The sequence below is a fragment of the Nonomuraea sp. NPDC050790 genome (genome assembly GCF_044456745.1).
Classification (GTDB): Bacteria; Actinomycetota; Actinomycetes; order Streptosporangiales; family Streptosporangiaceae; genus Nonomuraea.
In genome coordinates, this window is record NZ_JBITGF010000004.1 from 696,731 (window position 1) to 715,718 (window position 18,988).

General features: G+C 72.0%; 18 protein-coding genes and 1 pseudogene. 8 read left to right on the forward strand and 11 right to left on the reverse strand.

Annotated features, from left to right (window positions below; all coding sequences use genetic code 11):
• Positions 1–53 precede the first annotated feature (53 nt).
• The 8 genes from ACIBEJ_RS23590 to ACIBEJ_RS23625 all read right to left on the reverse strand — a co-directional run bounded on the left by ACIBEJ_RS23590 (position 54) and on the right by ACIBEJ_RS23625 (position 7,471).
• The gene (locus tag ACIBEJ_RS23590; protein ID WP_397184938.1) at positions 54–527 is read right to left on the reverse strand and encodes a carboxymuconolactone decarboxylase family protein; all 474 of its coding nucleotides are present in this window, start codon (positions 525–527) and stop codon (positions 54–56) included.
• A 98-nt stretch (positions 528–625) separates the two neighbouring features.
• Positions 626–1,942, reverse strand: a complete 1,317-nt coding sequence (locus tag ACIBEJ_RS23595) for a hypothetical protein (protein ID WP_397184939.1) — start codon at positions 1,940–1,942, stop codon at positions 626–628.
• Entirely contained in the window at positions 1,939–3,282 is a 1,344-nt protein-coding gene (locus tag ACIBEJ_RS23600; RefSeq protein WP_397184940.1) for a hypothetical protein, read from the reverse strand. The genes ACIBEJ_RS23595 and ACIBEJ_RS23600 overlap by 4 nt, the downstream gene beginning before the upstream one ends.
• Entirely contained in the window at positions 3,275–4,546 is a 1,272-nt protein-coding gene (locus ACIBEJ_RS23605; protein WP_397184941.1) for an MFS transporter, read from the reverse strand. Before ACIBEJ_RS23605 ends, ACIBEJ_RS23600 begins: the two co-directional genes overlap by 8 nt.
• A 9-nt stretch (positions 4,547–4,555) precedes the next feature.
• The gene (locus ACIBEJ_RS23610; RefSeq protein ID WP_397184942.1) at positions 4,556–5,686 is read right to left on the reverse strand and encodes an N-acetylneuraminate synthase family protein; all 1,131 of its coding nucleotides are present in this window, start codon (positions 5,684–5,686) and stop codon (positions 4,556–4,558) included.
• Between the two features lie 326 nt (positions 5,687–6,012).
• Entirely contained in the window at positions 6,013–6,375 is a 363-nt protein-coding gene (locus tag ACIBEJ_RS23615; RefSeq protein ID WP_397184943.1) for a nuclear transport factor 2 family protein, read from the reverse strand.
• A gap of 363 nt (positions 6,376–6,738) precedes the next feature.
• Positions 6,739–7,029 carry a putative quinol monooxygenase gene (locus ACIBEJ_RS23620; RefSeq protein ID WP_397184944.1) on the reverse strand — a complete coding sequence of 97 codons (291 nt, stop codon included), beginning with the start codon at positions 7,027–7,029 and terminating at the stop codon, positions 6,739–6,741.
• Between the two features lie 64 nt (positions 7,030–7,093).
• Positions 7,094–7,471, reverse strand: a complete 378-nt coding sequence (locus ACIBEJ_RS23625) for a hypothetical protein (protein WP_397184945.1) — start codon at positions 7,469–7,471, stop codon at positions 7,094–7,096.
• Positions 7,472–7,683: 212 nt separating this feature from the next.
• Between ACIBEJ_RS23625 and ACIBEJ_RS23630 the strand changes: the two genes are divergently transcribed.
• Positions 7,684–8,337: a TetR/AcrR family transcriptional regulator gene (locus ACIBEJ_RS23630; RefSeq protein WP_397184946.1), complete on the forward strand. Its 654-nt coding sequence runs from the start codon at positions 7,684–7,686 to the stop codon at positions 8,335–8,337.
• Between the two features lie 10 nt (positions 8,338–8,347).
• Here ACIBEJ_RS23630 and ACIBEJ_RS23635 read toward each other — a convergent pair whose 3' ends face one another.
• On the reverse strand, positions 8,348–9,280 hold the full coding sequence (locus tag ACIBEJ_RS23635; protein WP_397184947.1) for a helix-turn-helix transcriptional regulator: 933 nt from the start codon (positions 9,278–9,280) through the stop codon (positions 8,348–8,350).
• An 87-nt stretch (positions 9,281–9,367) separates the two neighbouring features.
• On the opposite strand from ACIBEJ_RS23635, the gene ACIBEJ_RS23640 reads away from it, so the two are divergent.
• Together ACIBEJ_RS23640 and ACIBEJ_RS23645 are read left to right on the forward strand one after the other, a co-directional pair.
• The gene (locus ACIBEJ_RS23640) at positions 9,368–9,796 is read left to right on the forward strand and encodes a VOC family protein (RefSeq protein ID WP_397184948.1); all 429 of its coding nucleotides are present in this window, start codon (positions 9,368–9,370) and stop codon (positions 9,794–9,796) included.
• The gene (locus ACIBEJ_RS23645) at positions 9,793–10,140 is read left to right on the forward strand and encodes a YdeI family protein (protein ID WP_397184949.1); all 348 of its coding nucleotides are present in this window, start codon (positions 9,793–9,795) and stop codon (positions 10,138–10,140) included. Before ACIBEJ_RS23640 ends, ACIBEJ_RS23645 begins: the two co-directional genes overlap by 4 nt.
• Positions 10,141–10,203: 63 nt before the next feature.
• Here the strand turns inward: ACIBEJ_RS23645 and ACIBEJ_RS23650 are convergent.
• Positions 10,204–10,467 (reverse strand): annotated as a pseudogene (locus ACIBEJ_RS23650) (SDR family NAD(P)-dependent oxidoreductase); the annotation flags it as partial.
• Between the two features lie 67 nt (positions 10,468–10,534).
• On the opposite strand from ACIBEJ_RS23650, the gene ACIBEJ_RS23655 reads away from it, so the two are divergent.
• Genes ACIBEJ_RS23655 through ACIBEJ_RS23670 form a run of 4 tightly spaced genes read left to right on the forward strand, consistent with a single transcriptional unit; the run spans position 10,535 to position 13,132 of the window.
• Positions 10,535–11,128 carry a TetR/AcrR family transcriptional regulator gene (locus ACIBEJ_RS23655; RefSeq protein WP_397184950.1) on the forward strand — a complete coding sequence of 198 codons (594 nt, stop codon included), beginning with the start codon at positions 10,535–10,537 and terminating at the stop codon, positions 11,126–11,128.
• Positions 11,129–11,172: 44 nt separating this feature from the next.
• Positions 11,173–11,436 (forward strand): DUF3040 domain-containing protein, encoded by a 264-nt coding sequence (locus tag ACIBEJ_RS23660; protein ID WP_397184951.1) that lies wholly within the window; start codon positions 11,173–11,175, stop codon positions 11,434–11,436.
• Between the two features lie 34 nt (positions 11,437–11,470).
• Positions 11,471–12,121: a HEAT repeat domain-containing protein gene (locus ACIBEJ_RS23665; RefSeq protein ID WP_397184952.1), complete on the forward strand. Its 651-nt coding sequence runs from the start codon at positions 11,471–11,473 to the stop codon at positions 12,119–12,121.
• Positions 12,122–12,127: 6 nt separating this feature from the next.
• On the forward strand, positions 12,128–13,132 hold the full coding sequence (locus tag ACIBEJ_RS23670) for a HEAT repeat domain-containing protein (RefSeq protein WP_397184953.1): 1,005 nt from the start codon (positions 12,128–12,130) through the stop codon (positions 13,130–13,132).
• Between the two features lie 14 nt (positions 13,133–13,146).
• On the opposite strand, the gene ACIBEJ_RS23675 is transcribed toward ACIBEJ_RS23670, so the two are convergent.
• Positions 13,147–14,703 carry a condensation domain-containing protein gene (locus ACIBEJ_RS23675; protein ID WP_397184954.1) on the reverse strand — a complete coding sequence of 519 codons (1,557 nt, stop codon included), beginning with the start codon at positions 14,701–14,703 and terminating at the stop codon, positions 13,147–13,149.
• 145 nt (positions 14,704–14,848) lie between these two features.
• Between ACIBEJ_RS23675 and ACIBEJ_RS23680 the strand changes: the two genes are divergently transcribed.
• Positions 14,849–18,967, forward strand: coding sequence for a thioester reductase domain-containing protein (locus tag ACIBEJ_RS23680; protein ID WP_397184955.1), 4,119 nt, complete (start codon positions 14,849–14,851; stop codon positions 18,965–18,967).
• Positions 18,968–18,988: the final 21 nt, after the last annotated feature.

Sequence of the window (18,988 nt, forward strand, 5' to 3'; positions counted from 1 at the left end):
AAGGCCGGGTGGCCCGGGGGCGCACGCTCCCCGGGCCATCCTTGTGGAGCCGCTCATCCCCACTGGCCGGGCTGATAGTCGCCGCCCACCTGACGGGTGATGAGGTTCATGCGGTTCCAGGCGTTCATGGCGGCGATCGCGGACACCAGGGCGGCGAGCTGGTCGTCGTCGTGGTGCTTGACGGCCTCCGCCCACGCCTCATCGGTGACGCCACCGGCGGCGTCGGCGACGCGGGTGCCCTGCTCGGCCAGTTCCAGGGCGGCGCGTTCGGCGTCGGTGAAGACCGCCGCCTCCCGCCAGGCGGCGACCAGGTTGAGCCGGACCGAGGACTCTCCCGCGTGGGCGGCGTCCTTGGTGTGCTGGTCGACGCAGACGGAGCAGCCGTTGATCTGGCTGACGCGCAGCTGCACCAGTTCCAGGGTCTTGGCCGGCAGCGACGAGCCGGCCGCGGCCCTGCTCGCCGAGACGAAGGCCTTCGCGACCTTGGCTCCGACGGGGTTGGCGGCGTAGTCGAAACGGGCGTCCATGGGAGGTCTCCTTGCCGTGGCGGGTGTTACGCCCAGACCACGAACCGGCCTGGGGGCAGGGGACCCGCCACGGCTGTGACGTGCGTCACCACGCGCGGTCAGTACAGGAAGATGCCCGTGGTCCTGGTCGCCGGGGTGACGCCCATGCCGATGATCGGCGCCTCCGCGTGCGGCAGCGCCCTGATGTGGGAGCCCGCGTAGCCGTCCGGGGTGAGGAAGGCGTCCCAGGCCGCCGCCCACAGCTCCAGCTCGCCGGTGTCGGGGTTGACGACCGGCTCGGGGCGGGGCCGTACGCGGCGCTGGACCACCGCGCCGGTGGCGGCCCCCTGCTCGACGGCGGCCCGCCAGGCGCCGGGCGGCACGTCCCAGCCCGCGACGATGCCGCTGCCGCCGAAGTCGGCCCACGGCTTGACGATCAGGTCCTCCTGCTGGTCGAGGCACTGCTCGACCAGCTCGCCGCGGACCAGCCGCCTGGTCCAGGGCAGCACCCTGTCCACGAGGTCGAGCTCCTCGGCCGACAGCGTCGCCCGGCAGCCCGGGTCGGACAGCAGCGCCAGGCAGCCCTTGTTGTTGTAGATCTCGCTGGCCAGCGTCGTGAACAGGACCGCCGCGCCGTCGGCGTGCGCCCGCAGCACCGGCTCCACCGCCTGCCGGCCGCCCGCCGCCGACATGATCTCGCCGATGTTGAAGTACCGCAGCACCAGGTCCACCCGCCGCCCGGCGACGGTCAGCGCGCGGCCGTCGTAGGCGGTCTGGCTCAGCTCGCCCAGCACCACCTCGATGCCGAGCCCGGTCAGCGCCTCGGTGAACGACTCGACCAGGTTCAGGTACGTCACCAGCTCACCGTCGGCCTCCACGAAGCCGACGACCGGGTCGCGCCCGCCGGTCACCGGGGCCGCGGCGGCGCGCAGGGCGGCGGCCACGCGTTCGCCGGTGTGCACGAAGTCCAGGCCGTGCTCGACGGCGAACGAACGGAACGCGGGCACCTCCAGGAGCGCCGCGGAGATCTGGGCCCGGTCGGCGCCGCCCAGCGCGCTGCCGAAGTTGAACTCCAGCAGGCGGAAGGAGTCGCCGTCGTGGTAGAGGTCGGCCCTGCCGTACAGGGTGGGGCGTTCGGGGAACCGGGCGAGCAGCGCGGAGCTGCGCGCGTCGAAGCCGAGCGCGGCGCAGAAGGCGGCCACGTCGCCGTCGTGCAGCCGCTCCGGCAGCGAGACCAGCACGTCGAACAGGCGCGTCAGATCGTCGGCGAAGCCCAGGATGCGCTCGCGCGCCATGAAGAACGGCCGCGGCAGCAGCCGGTGCGCGCAGGAGGCGGCGAACTTCTCCGTCAGCCGGATGTCGCTCATCGCCTTGGCCAGCTCGCCGCGGCCCGCCTCGCAGCGCTCGATGTAGGCCGCGGTGACGTGGTCGGTCATAACGCCGCTCCCTCGACCAGGAAGACACCGGTGGACGGTCCCGATCCCAGGCCCCTGACGATGCTGGCGCCCTCGGGCATCGCCCTGGCGTAGCAGCCGGAGTAGCGTCCGCCGGGCATGACGAACGGCCCCAGCACGCCCACCCACCGCGACACCCGCTCCGTCGCCGGGTCCATGACCTCGAACGGCTTCGGCCGCACCCGGCGCTGGACGATGGCGCCGGTGCTCCTGCCGTCGTCCAGCGCCGCCTTCCAGTCCTGCTCGCCGGTCTCCCAGCCGACCACGATGCCGGTGCTGCTGAAGTTCGCGCGCGGCTTGAGTATCAGCTCGTCGCGGTGCTCGCGGCAGTAGTCCACGAGGTCGACCTGCTCGCCCTCGATCACCGACCGGTCGGTGCTGAGCGTGCGGGTCAGCGGCAGCACCCGGTCGACCAGCGCGATCTCCTCGGCGGTGAACGCCGCCCGCCAGCGCTCGTCGGAGAGCATCGCCAGGCAGCCCTTGCTGTGGTAGAGCGCGCTGTCCAGCGTCGCCCACAGCAGGACCCTGCCCTCGTCGTGGAGGCGTTCGACGCGTTCGACCGCCGCCATCGGGGCCTCGCCCGAGACGATCTCGTTCTCCGTGTAGTAGCGCAGCACGACGTCGACCCGGCGGCCGTGCAGGAACAGGCGGCCGTCGCGCTCGGTGACCTGGCCGATCTCGCCGAGCAGCATCTCGATGCCCTGGCCCGCCATCGCCTCGCGCAGCGACTCCACCATCGGCAGGTAGACCTCCAGCCCGCCGTCGCACTCCAGGAACGCCACCACGGGGTCGGCGCCGCCGGTGATCGGGGCCGCCGCCGCGCGCCACTCCTCGGCCAGGCGCTCGGCCGCGTTCACGTACGTCAGGCCGTGCCGCTCGGCGAAGTCGCGGAACGCCGGCACGCGCATGAGCCCGGCCTCGACCGCCGACCTGTCGATGCCGCCGAGGGAACTGCCGACGTTGAACTCCAGTGCCTTGTAGGAGTCGCCGTCGTGGTAGACGTCGGCCCTGCCGTACAGGAGGGGGGTGGCGCGGTAGCGGCGCAGGACGGCGTGCTTGGCCGGCTCCAGGCCCAGCTCCTTCAGGTACGCGTCGAAGTCGCCCGCGAACAGCCGCGCGGGAAGCTGGAAGACCAGCTCGTAGAGCGCGTGCAGGTCGGCGGCGAGTGCCAGAGTGGGCTCGGCGTCCAGGAACAGCGGGCGCGCCAGCGTGAGGTCGCCGCCGTGGGCGGCGAGGAAGGCCGGTCCGAACGGCGTGGCCTCCTTGGCCTCCAGCAGCGCCCGGTTGCCAGAGGACACCTCGTCCAGGTAGCGCTCAGTCATCGGAGCGAACATCTGAACCTCCTTCTTCCGACGGAAGCTCGCGCATCCAGCGCAGCGGCGAGAAGTAGACGGGCAGCCAGGCCACCGTCAGGCCGATGACCGACACCCACAGGGCCGCGCGCACCCCGGCGAACTGGCCGACCAGGCCCGCGACGCCCGCGCCCACGGCCAGCGCGCCGGTCATGAGGAAGCGCATCGTGGCGTTCATCCGGCCCAGCAGCCGGTCGGGGGTGACGCGCTGGCGGAAGCTCACCAGGACCACGTTGTTCATGCCGATCCGCAGCGTGACCGCCAGCCAGCACACGTACGTGACCCACTGCCAGACGCCCGGCTGGACCAGCGGCACCAGCAGGCACAGGGGCGCGCCGACCAGCCCGGCCAGCCACAGCGACGGGCCGTAGCCGATGCGGTCGGCAACCCGCCTGGCCGTTGAGGAGCCGATGAGGATGCCCACGCCGCCGAAGGTGAAGAAGATGCCGATGTCACCGGCGTTCAGGTTCAGCAGCCGGGTGAACACCAGCGGGATCGAGGTGATGCCGACCATCAGGAACAGGTTGGTGACCGCGCCCTGCAGCGCGATCGGCCGCAGGAGCGGATGGCGCAGCACGAACGAGACGCCCTCGCCGACCTCGCGGGCCAGGTGCCGCTGGGCCTTGCGCTCGGGCTCGGGTTCCTTGACGCGGATGCCGAACAGGCACAGCGCCGACCACAGGTACGTGACCGCGGTGACCGCGATCGCGACGGGCGCGGCGGCGAGCTGGACCAGGAAGCCGCCGAGGCTGGGCCCCGCGACCGTCGCCCCGGCGTCCCAGGAGTGCAGGTAGGAGTTGGCCTGGACCAGGCGGTCGCGGCCCACGGCCGTCGGCAGGTAGCTCAGGCTGGCCACGTCGAAGAAGACCCGGCCCACGCCGGTGAGCAGCGCCACCGCGAACATCTGCCAGATCGTCAGGACGCCCAGGAACCAGGCGATCGGGATCGAGGCCATCATCAGGGCGCGGCCGAGGTCGGCGACGACCATCACCCAGCGGCGCCGCGTACGGTCCAGCCACGCGCCCGCCGGCAGCCCGATCAGCAGGAACGCCATCGTGTCGAGCACGCCGATGACCGCGACCTGGCCGGGGGAGGCGTTCAGCGCGGTGATGGCGACCAGCGGCAGCGCGACGAAGGCGATCTCGACGCCGACCAGGCTGGCCGCCGCGGCCATGAACACCCGCCGGAAGGCCTGGTGCGAGAAGAGGGAGGGGACCTTTTCCGTCGTGGTCATTCCGCGGACCTATCCGTTGACGGTGGGGACGTCGGCGGCTCCGTCCACGGCGGGGACGTCTGCGGCTCCGCCGACGGTGGGGGCGTCGGCGGCGAGCAGTTCCAGCGTGAACGCCTCGTCGGCGCGCACCGCCGCCGCCAGGCGCCTGCCCAGAAGCCGGTCCATCTCGTACGGCTTGAGCCCGTCGCCGGGCGACTTGCAGGCGACGTCGCGCTCGGTCAGCAGGTGGCCCTCCGGCAGGTCGCGGGCGGCGACCAGCTTCTTGCCCAGCTTGCGCACCGCCGCCAGCTCCTGCGCCGAGCAGCGCTTGTCGGGCGAGCCCAGCATCTCCCGCGTCCGCTCCAGCCCCGCGGTGAGCGCGCCCAGCTCCGGCGGGGTCAGGGAGAAGTGGTGGTCGCTGCCCGGCCGGCTCTGGTCGAGCGTGAAGTGCTTCTCGATGACCCGCGCGCCCAGGGCGTACGCGACCAGGCTCGCCTCCACGCCCAGGTCGTGGCCGGAGTAGCCGATCACCACGTCCGGGTGGTCGGCACGGTAGCGGGTGATCACCGACAGGTTCAGGTCCGCGGGGCCCGCGGGGTAGACGGCCGTGCACTGCAGCAGGGCGAGGTTCTGGTTGATCGGCAGGACGGTGTCGCAGGCCCGCCGTACCTCGTCGCCGGTGCCGCCGCCGGTGCTGACGATCAGCGGCTTGCCGGTCTTGGCGGCGTAGGCGAGCAGCGGGGTGTTGGTGAGGTCGGCGGAGGCGATCTTGATGGCCGGCGGGTCGAACTCCATCAGGAAGTCGACGCTCGGGTGGTCGAAGGCGGTGGCGAAGAAGTCGATCCCGGCCTCTTTCGCCACCTGCGCGAGGTGGGTGTATTCCGTCCGGCCGAATTCGAGGGCCTCGCGGTGACGGCCGTAGGTGGGGCCGAAGCTGTTGCGTCCCTCGTAGGGCTGGTCGTACATCGCCCTGGTGAACAGGGTCCGGTTGTCGCGCTTCTGCAGTTTGGCGGCGCTCGCGCCCTGGGCGGCGGCGCTCAGCACGAGTTGTTCGGCCCTTTTCAGATCGCCTTCGTGGTTGTGCCCGATCTCGGCTATCACATAGGCGCCGGAGCGGTCGGAGATCACCCTGTCGGCAATTGTCAGTTCCCGCGAACTCATCTTACCCCTTTAAAATGAGGGCATTTCTCTTCAGCCTTTTATAATGACGCCTTGGCGCAATGCGGGCACCCGGCTCAAGAGATACATGACGGCTCATCGCACTGTCAACAGAAGCCATATTCGCGCGATTGGACGGAAATCCCCGGATAGGGATGACCCTTTTCCTGGGTTGCGGTGTTCCCGCGGGCCCGCAGGCGCGGCGACCATCGGCGTTACCCGAGATACGGTCGCCGCGCCCGACCGGCGGGCGGCCGGGAGCGCGTGGCTTTAAAGCGGCGCTTCAACCGGGGGGACAGAATATTTCACCGTTCCGCCTATATGTGCGGCTACGCCGAATAGAGCGGCGCCAGGTCGATGAAGACGCGGTAGTCGGAGATGAGGCCGTCGTCGCGGGTGCGCCAGATCGACACGGCCGCGATGCTCACGTCGGAGCCGTCGAGACGCCGGTAGGTCACCTCGGTCTCGGCGGCGGTGCCGGAGTCGTTGCGCCACGTTCTGACGATCCGGTGCGTGAGACCGCCGATGGTGGCGTAGAACGCGCGCAGTCCCTCGGTGACGCCCTCGTGCCCCACCATGGGGGCGGCGTTGCCGAACACCATGCTCACGTCCTCGGCCAGTAACCGCACGAACGCGTCCACCTCGAACGTGTCGACCGCCTGGAACACCCGTCGTGCCTCGTCATGGGACATGCCGTTGACTCCTTGTCCGGTGTCGGCCGGCCGCTGGACGGGAGCCCCGCCGCCGGCGGCACGGCCAGGGGATCGGGCCTGCAACATCATCAGATGGCCCATCGCCATGGTCAACCACACGTGCGGGACGCCCCACCCGGCCGCCACCAGCGGATGCGGGCGTGAAATCCGGAAAAGCCCAAAAGCCCGCACGCTTCCGCTTACCAGCCCGAGCGCGAACACCACCTCCACCGGAAGGCGCGGGTCCGCCACGAGGAATGTGAAAGCGGGCTCGCCGACCACCGTCATCGCCGCGGGGCGCGTCGAGCCGGGCCATTGAGAGAATGGCCGGCGGACTAATGACCGGCTTTCCCGGCGCAAGTGTTATCCGGTCAGCGAACGGACCTCGGAAATATCGTATTCGGCGACGGACGCCCCGAGGATCTGCGCGTTCTGGTCATCGCTCGGACCGCTGCCGCGAAACGCCTCGACGGCCGCCACCGACTCCCAGCGCTCGTAGACGTTGACCCGGCCGGGGTCGAGAAGGTCCGCGGTGAGGGCGAAGTCGAGGCATCCGGGCGCCTCGCGGGCCTGCCGTACGACGTCCGCGCACCCGGCGAGGTAGGACTCGCGCTGCCGGGGTTCGACGGTGAGGTGTCCTGCGACGATGACCATGGGGCGTTCCGTTCTGCACGATGGGTTTCCTGTCGCCCGTGTAGACACCGCGAGCGGGCGGAACTCATCGGTTCACCGCGCGGGAGGCGCCGACTGCAGGTGACGGCGGAGGAAGGCGATCTGGTCGGCGGCCACCCGGGCGCGGATCGCGGCGTCGGTGTAGAAGCTGAAGTGGGTGCCCGGGTACTCGAGGACCTCGCCTCGCCGCCAGCGCGCGGGTCTTCTCGCCGGGGGTCTCGTGGTCCTCGGTGGCGATGCACACCAGGAGCGGCTGGGTGAGCCGGACGGCGTCCCGGTCCGGGCGGTAGCGCATCATCGGGATGAACGCCCTGGGCGCGACGCTGTTGCGCCACAGCGTGTCGCCGCCGCCGGTGAGGGTGCGGATGTGCTGCTCGGCCTCGTAGGTGGTGGTGACGGCCAGTTCGCCCGGCCCGCCGACCATAGGGATGTAGTACGGCCGCAGGCCCAGCTTGCCCCGGATCGTGTCCCAGAGGATGACGACCAGGAGACACGACCCTGTCGGGATCGACGCGTTCGTGGCCGCGGGCGAAGGCGACGGCGGCGCGCAGGTGGTCCCGCTGGCGGCTATACCTCGGGACAGTATTGTGGGTGTGGAGACAGTTTGCTGCACGGATGGGTAGGAGGAGCTTGGTGATGGCCAGGATCGAGGCGGACCTCGAAGATTTGAACGCTCGTGCCCGCCTCAGGGACGCCGCGATGCGCCTGTTCGGCGAGCAGGGCTTCGAGAAGGCGACGATCCGGGACATCGCCGAGGCCGCCGGGGTCTCCTCCGGCCTCGTGCGCCACCACTACGGCTCGAAGCTGGCACTGCGTGAGGCGTGCGACGAGTACCTGGTCAAGGAGATCCGCCGCCTGGCCGAGGAGACCGACGTCCACGTCGCCCCGGCCGAGGTGAACCCGGTCGGCGCCGGGCTGGCCAGGCTGGGGCCGTATCAGCGCTATCTCGCCCGCGCCCTGGCCGAGGGATGGGCCACCGAGGTGTTCGACGAGATGACGCGCCTGTGTGAGCGGTGGCTGGAGGAGGCCGACCGGGCCCGCACCGACCCGCCGTTCGCCGACCGCAAGGCCCGTGCGACGCTCGCCACCGCCATGGCCCTGACCGTCCCGGTGCTCTACCAGCACATCTCCCGCGGCCTGGGCGTCGACCTGGCCACCCCGGAGGGCGCGCACCTGCTCGCGGTGACGCTCCTCGACATCTACTCCCATCCCCTGCTCAGCCCGGAGACCGCCGCCACGATGCGCGACGCCCTCGACAAGCTCCGCGCCCGGACGACGCAGTCGCAGTAGCCCGCGCCTGCTACCGCGTCGCGTAGCGGGCGGTCAGTTCTTGGCCGATTCTGGCGAGTTCGGCGCGTACCGACTCCGGCTCGACGACCTCGACCATGGCGCCCCAGCCGGCCAGTTGTTCGGCGATCGCGCGGGGCATGTGCGCGGCCACGCGGGCGCGGACGCGTTCGCCCGGCTCCTCTGTCACGACCTCCAGGTGGCGGCCGAAGTGTGTGCGCAGCACGGGCAGGAAGCGGGCGTCGATGAGCACGTCCGCGGTGACCAGAGAGCGTCGTTGTTCCATGCGGGCGACGATGTCCGACCACTCGGCCGCCAGGTCGAAGTCCTCGGGTCGCTCGGCGGGCAGGTCGGTGACGACCGCCTCGGTCACCCGGTCGACGCGGAAGGTCCTGCGGCCCGCGGGGGTGCCGGCGATGAGGTACCAGATGCCGTCCTTGTCGACCAGGCCCAGCGGGTCGACGAGCCGCTCCTGCCCGGAGTAGGCCAGCCGTACCTTGAGTCTGCGCACCACGGCGGTCTGCAGCGACTCGTGCGGGACGGAACGCTCGCGGTCGGCCTCGCCCCAGCCCGCGGGGTCGGACACCACGGCGTGCGCGGCGGCCTCGGCGTCGGCCCTGAAGGTCGCGGGCAGGGCGCGGACGAGCTTGCGCAGCGCGGAGGTGAGCTCGGGGGTTGCGGCGCTGGCGGGGCCGAGCAGGAGGAAGAGGGCGCGGGACTCGGCCGCGTTCAACCCACTGAGGTCGGTACGGGCTCCGCCCACGAGCGACCAGCCGCCGCCCCGGCCCGCCTGGGGATAGACCGGGATGCCCGCGGCGGACAGTGACTCCAGGTCGCGGCGGGCGGTGGCGACGGAGATCTCCAGTTCCGCGGCAAGTTCCGCGGCGGTCACCCGGCCACGGCTCTGGAGCAACAGGAGGGCGGCAACGAGGCGGTCAGCACGCATGTTTTCATCTTCGCAAACAAAGTGCTCAGTTGATGAGCACTTTGAAGGGGATGATGGAATCACCAACCGCGAGAAGGAGAAACACCCATGCTGCGAGGACTCACCACCACGTCGTTCTACTCGCCCGACCTGGCCGCGACGAAGAGCTGGTACACCGAGCTGTTCGGGATCGCGCCCTACATGGACACCCCGGCCTACCTGGAGTGGCGCATCGGGGACTACCAGCACGAGTTCGGCGTGATCGACAGCGCCTACGCGGGCGGCGAGCTGGCCAGGACGCCGTCGCCCGAGGCGGTCGGCACTCCGGCGGGCGCCGTGGTCTTCTGGCACGTCGACGACGTGCCCGCCGCCCTGGAAAGGCTCGTGGCCATGGGGGCGAAGGAGCACGACGCGCCCCGCGACCGCGGCACCGGGTTCATCACCGCCACCGTGATCGACCCGTGGGGCAACATCCTGGGCCTGATGTACAACCCGCACTACCTGGAGATCCTGGCCTCCCTGAGGAGCGCGTCGTGAAGATCTTCACCGATGCCGCCGCCTGGAGCGCGTGGCTGAACGACCACCACACCTCCGAGACGGAGGTGTGGGTGGTGCTCGCCAAGAAGGGCACCACCGAGCCGACCAGCCTCACCTACGAGCAGGCACTGGAGGAGGCTCTCTGCCACGGCTGGATCGACGGGCTCACCCGCCGCCGTGACGAGACGACCTACACCCAGCGTTACACGCCCCGCCGTCCGCGCAGCGGCTGGTCGCAGCGGAACGTCGTTCGAGTGGAACGGCTGCGCCGACAGGGCAGGATGCGGCCCGGCGGGCTGGCCGAGGTCGAACGCGCCCAGGCCGACGGCCGCTGGCCGGGCTGAGCCGTTCAGGAGTTCACCCCGCCGCCCGGCCGTGGACAGGCCCTCCGGCGTGACGATGTGCGCGGGGGCGCCGCGTTCCGGCATCCGGGGCAGGAACGTCTGGATGCCGTTGACCACGCCGCCGAGGTTGATCCCCAAGGTCAGGTCGTACAGGTCGTAGGTCATGTCGTCGATGGTCTCGGGGAAGGCGATGCCGACGTTGTCGCACAGCACCGAGATCGGTCCGAGGCGGCGTTCGGCCTCGTCGGCGGCCTCGGCGAACCGGTCGCGGTCGCATGCCCTGAGCGCCACCGGTGATGAACGCCGTCTTTCCCGCAAGCTGTCCATGATCGCCCTTCCGTGAAGAAATATTAGATGGTGTCGAATTTTAGTCGATGTCTAGTAACATCGCGGCATGGACACCGAGCCGGGCCTGCGGGCCCGCAAGAAGCTGCGCACGCGCAACGAACTCACCGAGGCCGCCCTGCGCCTGTTCGCCGGGCAGGGCTACGAAGCGACCACCGTGGGACAGATCGCGGCGGCGGCGAACGTCTCGCGGGCCACGTTCTTCAACTACTTCACCGACAAAGAGGACGTGATCTTCGCCGACAACGAGGCGCACGAGGGCCTGCTGCGCGAGTTCCTCTCCGCCGCGGACCGCCCGCCGACGCCCCGCGAGGCTCTGCTCCAGGCCGTTGAGCGGATGCTCGCCGCCCCCGTCTGGAGCGTGGACCCCGGCAGCGATCTCGTTCTGGTCCGGGCGCGGCTGATCGCCGCCGAACCGGCCCTGCGGGCCCGTGCCCTGCTCCGCGTGGCCGACCTGCACTCCGCCTGGGCGCTGGCGCTGCGTGCGGCGTACCCGGAAGAGCTGGACGAGATCGCGGCGGCCGCGCTGTGCGGCGCGGTGATCGGCGCGGTGCTCGGCGCCGCCGCGAGCCATCTGAAGAGCGGCGGGGAGGCGGCCGCGCTGCCCGGCGTCGTCCGCAGGGCGGCCGGGCGATTCGCCTGATTGGAGCGAGTCCGGTGGGGAACAGTGCGGTGAAGGAGGTCACCGTGCTGACTGGTAAGGAACGGCGGGCGCTGGCCCGGATCGAGGAGGGCCTGGCCCGCGAGGACCCGGACCTGGACGCGGCGCTGGCCGGACGCGGACGTCAGGTGGTGGGGCCCGACGAGGCCCTGCTGACGTTGTGGCTGGGGGCGGGGTTCGCGCTCTTCCCCGTCCAGATGAGCGCCAGATGGGTCAGCGTCATGGTCAGCCTGTCCGTGGTCGTCCTCGGCGTGCTTGTGATCATCGCCCTGGGGCAGACCGCCCCTTGACCTTGACACTGTGACAAGGTCTTCACTGACGAACATGCAGAAACAGGACAGAGCCCTCCAAGGGCTGGAAGACCCCGACTCCTCGGTACGGCTGCGCGCGGCGATGGCCGTCGGCACCACGCCCGACCCGAGCTATGTCGGCAAGCTGGTCGAACGCAGCGCCGTCGAGCCGGAGTTCTACGTGCGCGACATGCTGACCTGGGCGCTGACCCGCCACCCTGCGGCGATGACGGTTCCGGAGCTGCTCGGGGAACTGCGCTCGGCGCGTACGCAGGCCCGCAGCCAGGCGTTGCACACGCTGTCCAAGATCGGGGACCGGCGGGCGTGGCCGGAGATCACCCCGGAGCTGCTGGCCGACGCCGACGACGAGGTGGCGCGCAGCGCGTGGCGGGCCGCGGTCGTCCTGGTCCCCGAAGCCGACAAGGCCGAACTCGCGGCGGCCCTGTCGGCGCAGCTCGGACGCGGCGAGCGCGAGACGCAACTGAGCCTCAGCCGGGCGCTGGTCGCGCTCGGCGAGGCGATGCTGCCCGCGCTGCGCGCCGCGATGACACACCAGAACCCACGCGTACGCGCGCACGCGATCGCCACCGAAAAGCTGCTGCGTGACCCGGACGCCGGATTCGCGTTCGCGATCGAGGAGGCCAAGCGCGTCGTCGCACTCGGCGGCGCGAGCAAGGAGGAGTGATGGGCCGTGTTGATCGGTGACGTGGCCCGGCGGTCCGGGGTCAGCGCCCGCATGCTCAGGCACTACGACCGGCTCGGCCTGGTACGGCCGACCGGCCGCAGCGGCGCGGGCTACCGGGAGTACTCCAGCCAGGACATCAGGCGGATCTTCCACATCGAGAGCCTGCGCTCGCTGGGGTTGTCGCTGCGCGACGTGGGGCGCGCGCTCGACGACCCCGGCTTCACGCCCGCCGGTCTCGTCGCCGACCTCATCGGCCAGACGCGCGAACGCATCGCGGCCGAGACCGAACTGCTCACGCGGCTGCGCAGGATCGACGCCGCCGAGCCCACGGGCTGGGAGGACGTCCTTCAGATCGTCGCGCTGCTGCAGGGTCTGGGGTCGAAGAGCGCGGCCAACCGTCAGCACGCGGCACTGTCCTCGGCCGAGGAGGGGCCGGTACCGGTGGAGGCGCTGGTCGAGGCGGCGCTGAACGAACCGGACCCGAACGTCGCCGGAGCCCTGCGCTGGGCTCTGGCCCACTCGGGCGCGGACGGCTCCGCGCTGCTGGCCGAGGGACTCGGCTCACCCGTCGCCGAGGTACGCGAACGTGCTGTCCAGACCATCGCCGAGATGGCCGACGACCAGGCCGGCGCCCTGCTGCGCGACGCCCTGACCCACCCCGACGTGGTGGTCCGCAGGCACGCCGCCCTGGCGCTCGGGTCACGCGGGGCGGCCGAGGCGGTGCCGACGCTCGTGGACATGGTCGTGGCGGGGGCCAACGACGTGGACGCCGCCGACGCCCTGAGCACGCTGGCCGCCCGTCCCGCCGCGGCCGAGCGCATCGCCGCCATGCTCGTCGAGCGCCTGTCCGAGGAGGGCGCCGAACCGCCCGCCCGCCGTCGCCTGACACAGGCACTCGCCGACATCCCGGGCCCCACCGCCTCCCGCGCCCTCACCGAACTGTCCCAGGACGAGGACCGCGCCGTCGCCCTGACCGCGACCTACATCCTCGGGCTACGCGACGCGAACTGACGCGGGCTGACTGGTCACGGCGGGGGTGTGATGACGTAGCGGCGGGGAGCGACGGCGTCCGGGTGGCCGGGCAGGAGGTCGAGGCAGGCTCGGTGGGCCTGGCCGGGGGTGATGGCGGTGTCGGTGACCAGGTGGCAGGTGAAGGCGCCGTCCTCGTCGAGCGTGACGCTCGCCCTGCCGCCGGGCACCGCGCGCTCGACCAGCCGCCGCACCGAGTCCGGCCGCACCCACGACGTGCCGGAACGAACCCACTCCGGCCCGTACGGCATGGCCGCCACCCCGCTCACCGCCCCGATCTCCGCGACGTCCACCACCCGCTCGCCCGCCGCCCCCAGCAACCCGACCAGCCCCCTGCCGAACACCTCGGCCTCGTCCCTGGACAACGCCGCGGGATTGACCCACAGGGTCAGGTCGAGCACGGTGTCGAGCCGGTTGATCCAGAGCGACAGGTTCGCCGGCAACGCGGCGTCAGGCAGCCAGGTCAGCTCGGGCTCCTCGACCGGGTCCTCGTCGTCGTCGGGCGGCATCTGGGCGCTCATGTCGTTGAAGACGCAGTCCCTGGCGTAGCGGGTCCCGCGTTCGGCGTCGAGGGCGTGGATCGCCTCCCACAGCGCCTCGGAGTCGAAGCGGCTGCGCTGGTACCCGGCGAGCGCCGCCACCCGGAAGCGGCCGATCAGTTCGTCGAAGGTGCCGGCGTCCAGGTCGGCCACGACCAGGGCGTCCTGGGCCAGTGGGCCGACGTGCGTACGCAGCCGGGGATGGGCGCGATTGCTCGACAGCGAGGCCAGCAGGCAGGTCGGCTGGGCCGTGCGGTGGCCGACGAGGACGCCCAGCGCGGCCATCACGATCATCGACGGGCTGGCCCCGGTACGGGCGGCGGCACGTTCCAGGCCAGGCATGACGGCCGCCGAGCGGACGCGCAGCCGGGGCACCATGGCGTGCTCGGTGTCGAAGGCGATCGGGAACATCGTCTGCGGCGATCTGGCCAGGCCGTCGCGCCAGTGTTCGAGCGCGGCCTGCGCCCGGCGGGCCGCCGCCGGGGTGCGTTCGCTGTCGGCCAGGTCGATGGGCTGGGTCGGCTCCGGGCCTGGGAGCGGCCGGCCGTACAGGAGCGTCTCCCATTCGCGCAGCAGGTGGGCGAGGCTGATGGCGTCCACGACCGTGTGGGGGAGCACGAACACCGCCAGGCGCGGCTCGTCGCCGGCGAGGATCACCGCCATCCGCAGCGGGAACTCGGCTTCGAGGTCGAAGCGCGGGGCGCGTAATCGCGCGCCCGTCTCCTCGGCGGCGTGCGCGGGCGGCCGGCCCTGGCCGGGTACGAGCATGACCTCCAGCAGGCCCTTGCCGTGCACGTGCTGGGTGTCGCCGATGAAGGTCGTGCGCAGGCCCTCGTGCCGGGAGAGCAGCGCGTGCGTGGCGTCGGCGATCCGGTCGAGGCCGATCCGCCGCGGCAAGCGCTTGATCATGAGGAAGTTCATGTGCTCGGGAGGATCCCGCCGCACGCAGCGCGCCATGTTCGCCTGGCCCATGGTCAGCGCGCCCTGCCGGTCCGGCAGGCCATCGAAGTGCACGATCAGATTCAACGGAGCCCGCCTTGTCCGCGTCCACTGGAGCTGTGTAGCATCACGCTAACAAACAAATAGGAAACTTTCCTATAAGAAAATTTGTCAGGCTCGGGGTCAGAACGCACACACCCGCAAAGGGAGTACGGCCACGATGTTCGCCACCCTGTCACCCGCGCAAGAGCGGATGTGGTTCCTGGACCGGCTGGCGGGCGGTGACTCCAGCTACACGATGGTGGCCGCCGCCCGGTTACGGGGCCCGCTCGACGCCGCCGCCCTCTCCAAAGCCCTGGACGAGCTGGCCGCCCGGCACGAGTCGCTGCGCACCGTCTTCCCCGAGGTGGGCGAGACACCCATGGCAGAGGTACGGCCGGCCGTACCCGTCGGGCTGGAGATCTCCGACGTCGCCGAGGCCGAGCTGGAACTCCGGGTCGCCGCCCTGGCCGACGCGCCCTTCGACGTGGCCGCGGGGCCGCTGTTCCGGGCCTCGCTGCTTCGCCTGGGGCCCGCCGACCACGTGCTGGTCATGACCATGCACCACCTGATCGGTGACGCCTGGTCAGTGGAACGGGTCCTGTTCCCGCAGCTCGACGAGCTTTACACCGCCTTCGCCGAAGGTCGCGAGGCGCCGCCGGGGCGGGCGGCGCCGCCGTACCGTGAGTATGCCGCGATGCGGCGCGGGCAGGAGCACGAGGAGCAGCGCGCGTTCTGGCGGGCCGAGCTGGACGGGGCGCCCGCGCTGGAGCTCCCGGCCGACCGTCCGCGACCGGCCGTCAGGGGCAGCGCGGGCGCGAAGCACGTCCACGTCATGCCCATCGAGGTCTGGGACGGCGTCGCCGAGCTGGCCAGGACCCGGCGGTGCACGCCGTTCATGGTGGTGATGGCCGCCTACCAGACCCTCCTCATGCGCCACACCGGCCAGGAGGACTTCTGCGTCGGCACGCCGGTCGCCGGGCGTGAGCAGGAGGAGTTCGAGGACGTCTTCGGCCTGTTCATCAACACGCTGGCCGTGCGCGCGGAACTCGCGGGCGACCCCAGTGTCGGCGAGCTGCTCAAGCGGGTGCGCAGGCGGCTGCTGCGGGCGTTCTCGCACGCCGCGGTGCCCTTCGAGCAGGTCGTCGGTGACCTCGGCGTCGGCCGCGACCCCGCGCGCACGCCGATCTTCCAGACCATGCTCATGCTCGGCCTCGTCGGCGAGCAGCCGCTGCGGCTGGGCGGGCTGGTCGGCGAGACGGTCGGGGCCGGGCCGGAGCGTGCCACGTTCGACCTGGCTTTGGACGTGGTCGTCGGCGCCGACGCGCTCAAGCTGGTGCTCACCTACAGCACCGACTGCTTCGAGCCCGAGACGGTAGCCCGGCTGGCCACGCATCTGGAGCGGCTGCTGCGCGCGATGGCCGCCCGGCCCGAGGCCAGGCTGAGCGAGCTCGACATGCTGACGCCCGAGGAGGAGGCCCTGCTCCTCGGGCCCGCCGCTCCCGCGGCCCTGCCTACGCCCCGGCTGGAGGAGCTGGTCAACGCGCAGGCCCGCCGTACACCGGACGCGCCCGCCGTGATCACGCCCGACGGCGCGCTCACCTACGCCGAGCTGGACGCGCGGGCGGGCGAGCTCGCGCGGGAACTGCACGCCCTGGGCGTACGGCCCGGCGCGCGCGTGGCCGTCTGCCTCAAGGCGAGCCCCGAGGCGATCGTCGCGCTGCTCGGCGTCCTGCGCGCGGGCGCGACCTACGTGCCCCTCGACCCGGGACAACCGGCGGAACGGCTGGCCGCCCTCCTGGCCGACTGCGGCGCCGCGGTCGCCATCGACCCGTCGCCGCGCGCGCTGCCCGCGCCGCACGGCGAGCCGACCGCCGGCGCCGCGTACGTGATCTACACCTCCGGCTCGACGGGCGCGCCCAAGGGCGTCGTCGTCGCGCACGACACCGTGGTACGGCTCGCGCGCGCCTTCATCGACCTGCACGGGTTCGGCCCCGGCCAGCGGGTGCTCATGGTGCCGCCGCTCAGCTTCGACGCCTCGGCCGGTGACCTGTATCCAGCGTTGCTCAGCGGCGCCGCCATCGTGCTGCACCCCTCGCCCTTCGCGCTGACCGGACCGGAGGCGCTGGAGCTGTGCGCCCGGCAGGGCATCACGATGGTGGACGCGCCCACCGCGCTCTGGCGGCAGTGGGTGGACGAACTGGCCGATCTGGGCACGGTGGACCCGGGCCCGCTGACCACGGTCATGGTCGGCGGGGAAAGCGTGCCCGTGGACCGGCTGCGTACCTGGGCCGGACTCACCGGCGGGCGGCTGTCGTTCTTCAACCACTACGGGCCCACCGAGGCGACCGTGTGCGCGACCGTCTACCGGACCGTCGACGGATCGGAGGTGGGCCCGCGTGCCCACCTGCCGATCGGCAGGCCGCTGCCGCACGTGCGGGCGTACGTCCTGGACCGGCACGGCGCGCTCGCGCCCATCGGCGTGCCCGGCGAGCTCCACCTGGGCGGGCCGTGCCTGGCCGAGGGGTACCTGGGGCGGCCCGAGCTGACCGCCGAGCGCTTCGTCGGCTTCCGCGGCGAGCGGGTCTACCGCACCGGCGACCTGGCCGTGCGCCGGGCCGACGGGAACCTGGAGTTCCTGGGGCGCGACGACCGGCAGCTCAAGATCAACGGGGTGCGGATCGAACCGGCCGAGGTCGAGGCGGCCTGCCTGGCCCTCGAAGGCGTGCGCGAGGCCGTGGTCACCGGCGTGGGCGGGCGGCTGGTCGCCTACCTCACCGCGGATCGGGTCCTCACCCGGGCCGAGCTGCGTGCCTTCCTTTCCGGCAAGCTCCCGGCCGCGATGGTGCCGCACGACCTGGTCATGCTCGACGCGGTTCCCATGACGCCGCACGGGAAGATCGACTACCGGGCGTTGCCGGTGCCCACGGTGGAGGCGGTCCCGTACGAGAGCCCGCGGACCCCCACGGAACGGGCGGTCGCCGCGGTCTGGGAGGAACTGCTCGGCGTGTCCGTGGGGCGCCGGGACAACTTCTTCGACCTGGGCGGCCACTCGCTGCTCACGCCCAAGGCCGTCGGCAGGATCGCCGCGCGCACCGGGCTGAGCGTCGGGCTCGACGCCTTCTTCGCCGCCGCCGACCTCGCCGAACTGGCCGCCCGCATGGACGGGCAGGCGGTGCGCGGGCCGGACGTGCGCGCGGACGCGGTCCTGCCCGGCGACGTGGTGGTGGCGGGCGCCTCGGTGGCCGCCTCGCCGCCTCGGCGGGTGTTGCTGACCGGCGGAACCGGGTTCCTGGGGGCGTACCTGCTGGCGGAGCTGGCCTCGGATCCGAACGTGACCGTGTACTGCCTGGTCAGGGGGTCCGATCCGGATGCCCGGCTGCGGGCCGCACTGGAGCGCTTCGGGCTCTGGCGGCCTGAGCTGGCCGGCCGGATCGTGGCCGAGCAGGGCGACCTGGCGGCGGAGGGGCTCGCGGGCCGGCTCGCCCACCTGGCCGTCGATCTCGTCGTGCACAGTGGCGGGCTGGTGGACTTCGCGAAGCCGTACGCGGGGCTGCGGCCGGCGAACGTCGGCGGCACGCTTGAGATCCTCCGCCTGGCCGCCGCGGGCGCGATCCCCGTGCACCTCGTCTCGACGCTCGGCGTGCACCTCGCGCCGGGCGAGCGGCTGGTACGCGAGGACGACCCGCTGCCCGACCCCGACCGGCTCCACCCCGGCTACGACCAGAGCAAGTGGGCCGCCGACCGGCTCGCCGCGGCCGCGCGCGAGGCCGGGCTGCCCGTGGGCATCCACCGGCCGGCCAGGATCAGCGGCGCCACCGCCACCGGCGCCTGTCCGTCCGGCGACTTCCTCGGCAGGTTCTTCGCGACCTGCGTGACGCTGGGCGCCGTTCCCGACGGCGAGCGGCTCGACATGACGCCCGTGGACCACGTGGCGGCGGCGATCGTCCACCTCGCCCGGGGCGGCGTCACCGGCGACTTCCACTACCACAACCCGCACACGCTCAACTCCGCCCACATCGTCGCCGGTCTCCGGGAACGCGGCTTCCCGCTGCGTCTGGTCCCCGGCGCCGACTGGCGAGCCGAGGTACGCCGCCGGCTGGCCGAGGGCGAACCCCTCCCCGTCGCCGCCTACCCCCGCTCCTTCACCGAGTCCGGCCAGGTCAAGGGCCCCGACTTCGACTGCTCCCGCACCGAGCGCACGCTGGCCGAAGCCGGACTCACCTGCCCGCCCGCCCCCGCCCTCCTGGACGGCCTCCTGACCCACCTGATCGCCACCGGAGAACTGTCGGCCAAGTAGGCCATACTCCTCCGAAACCAG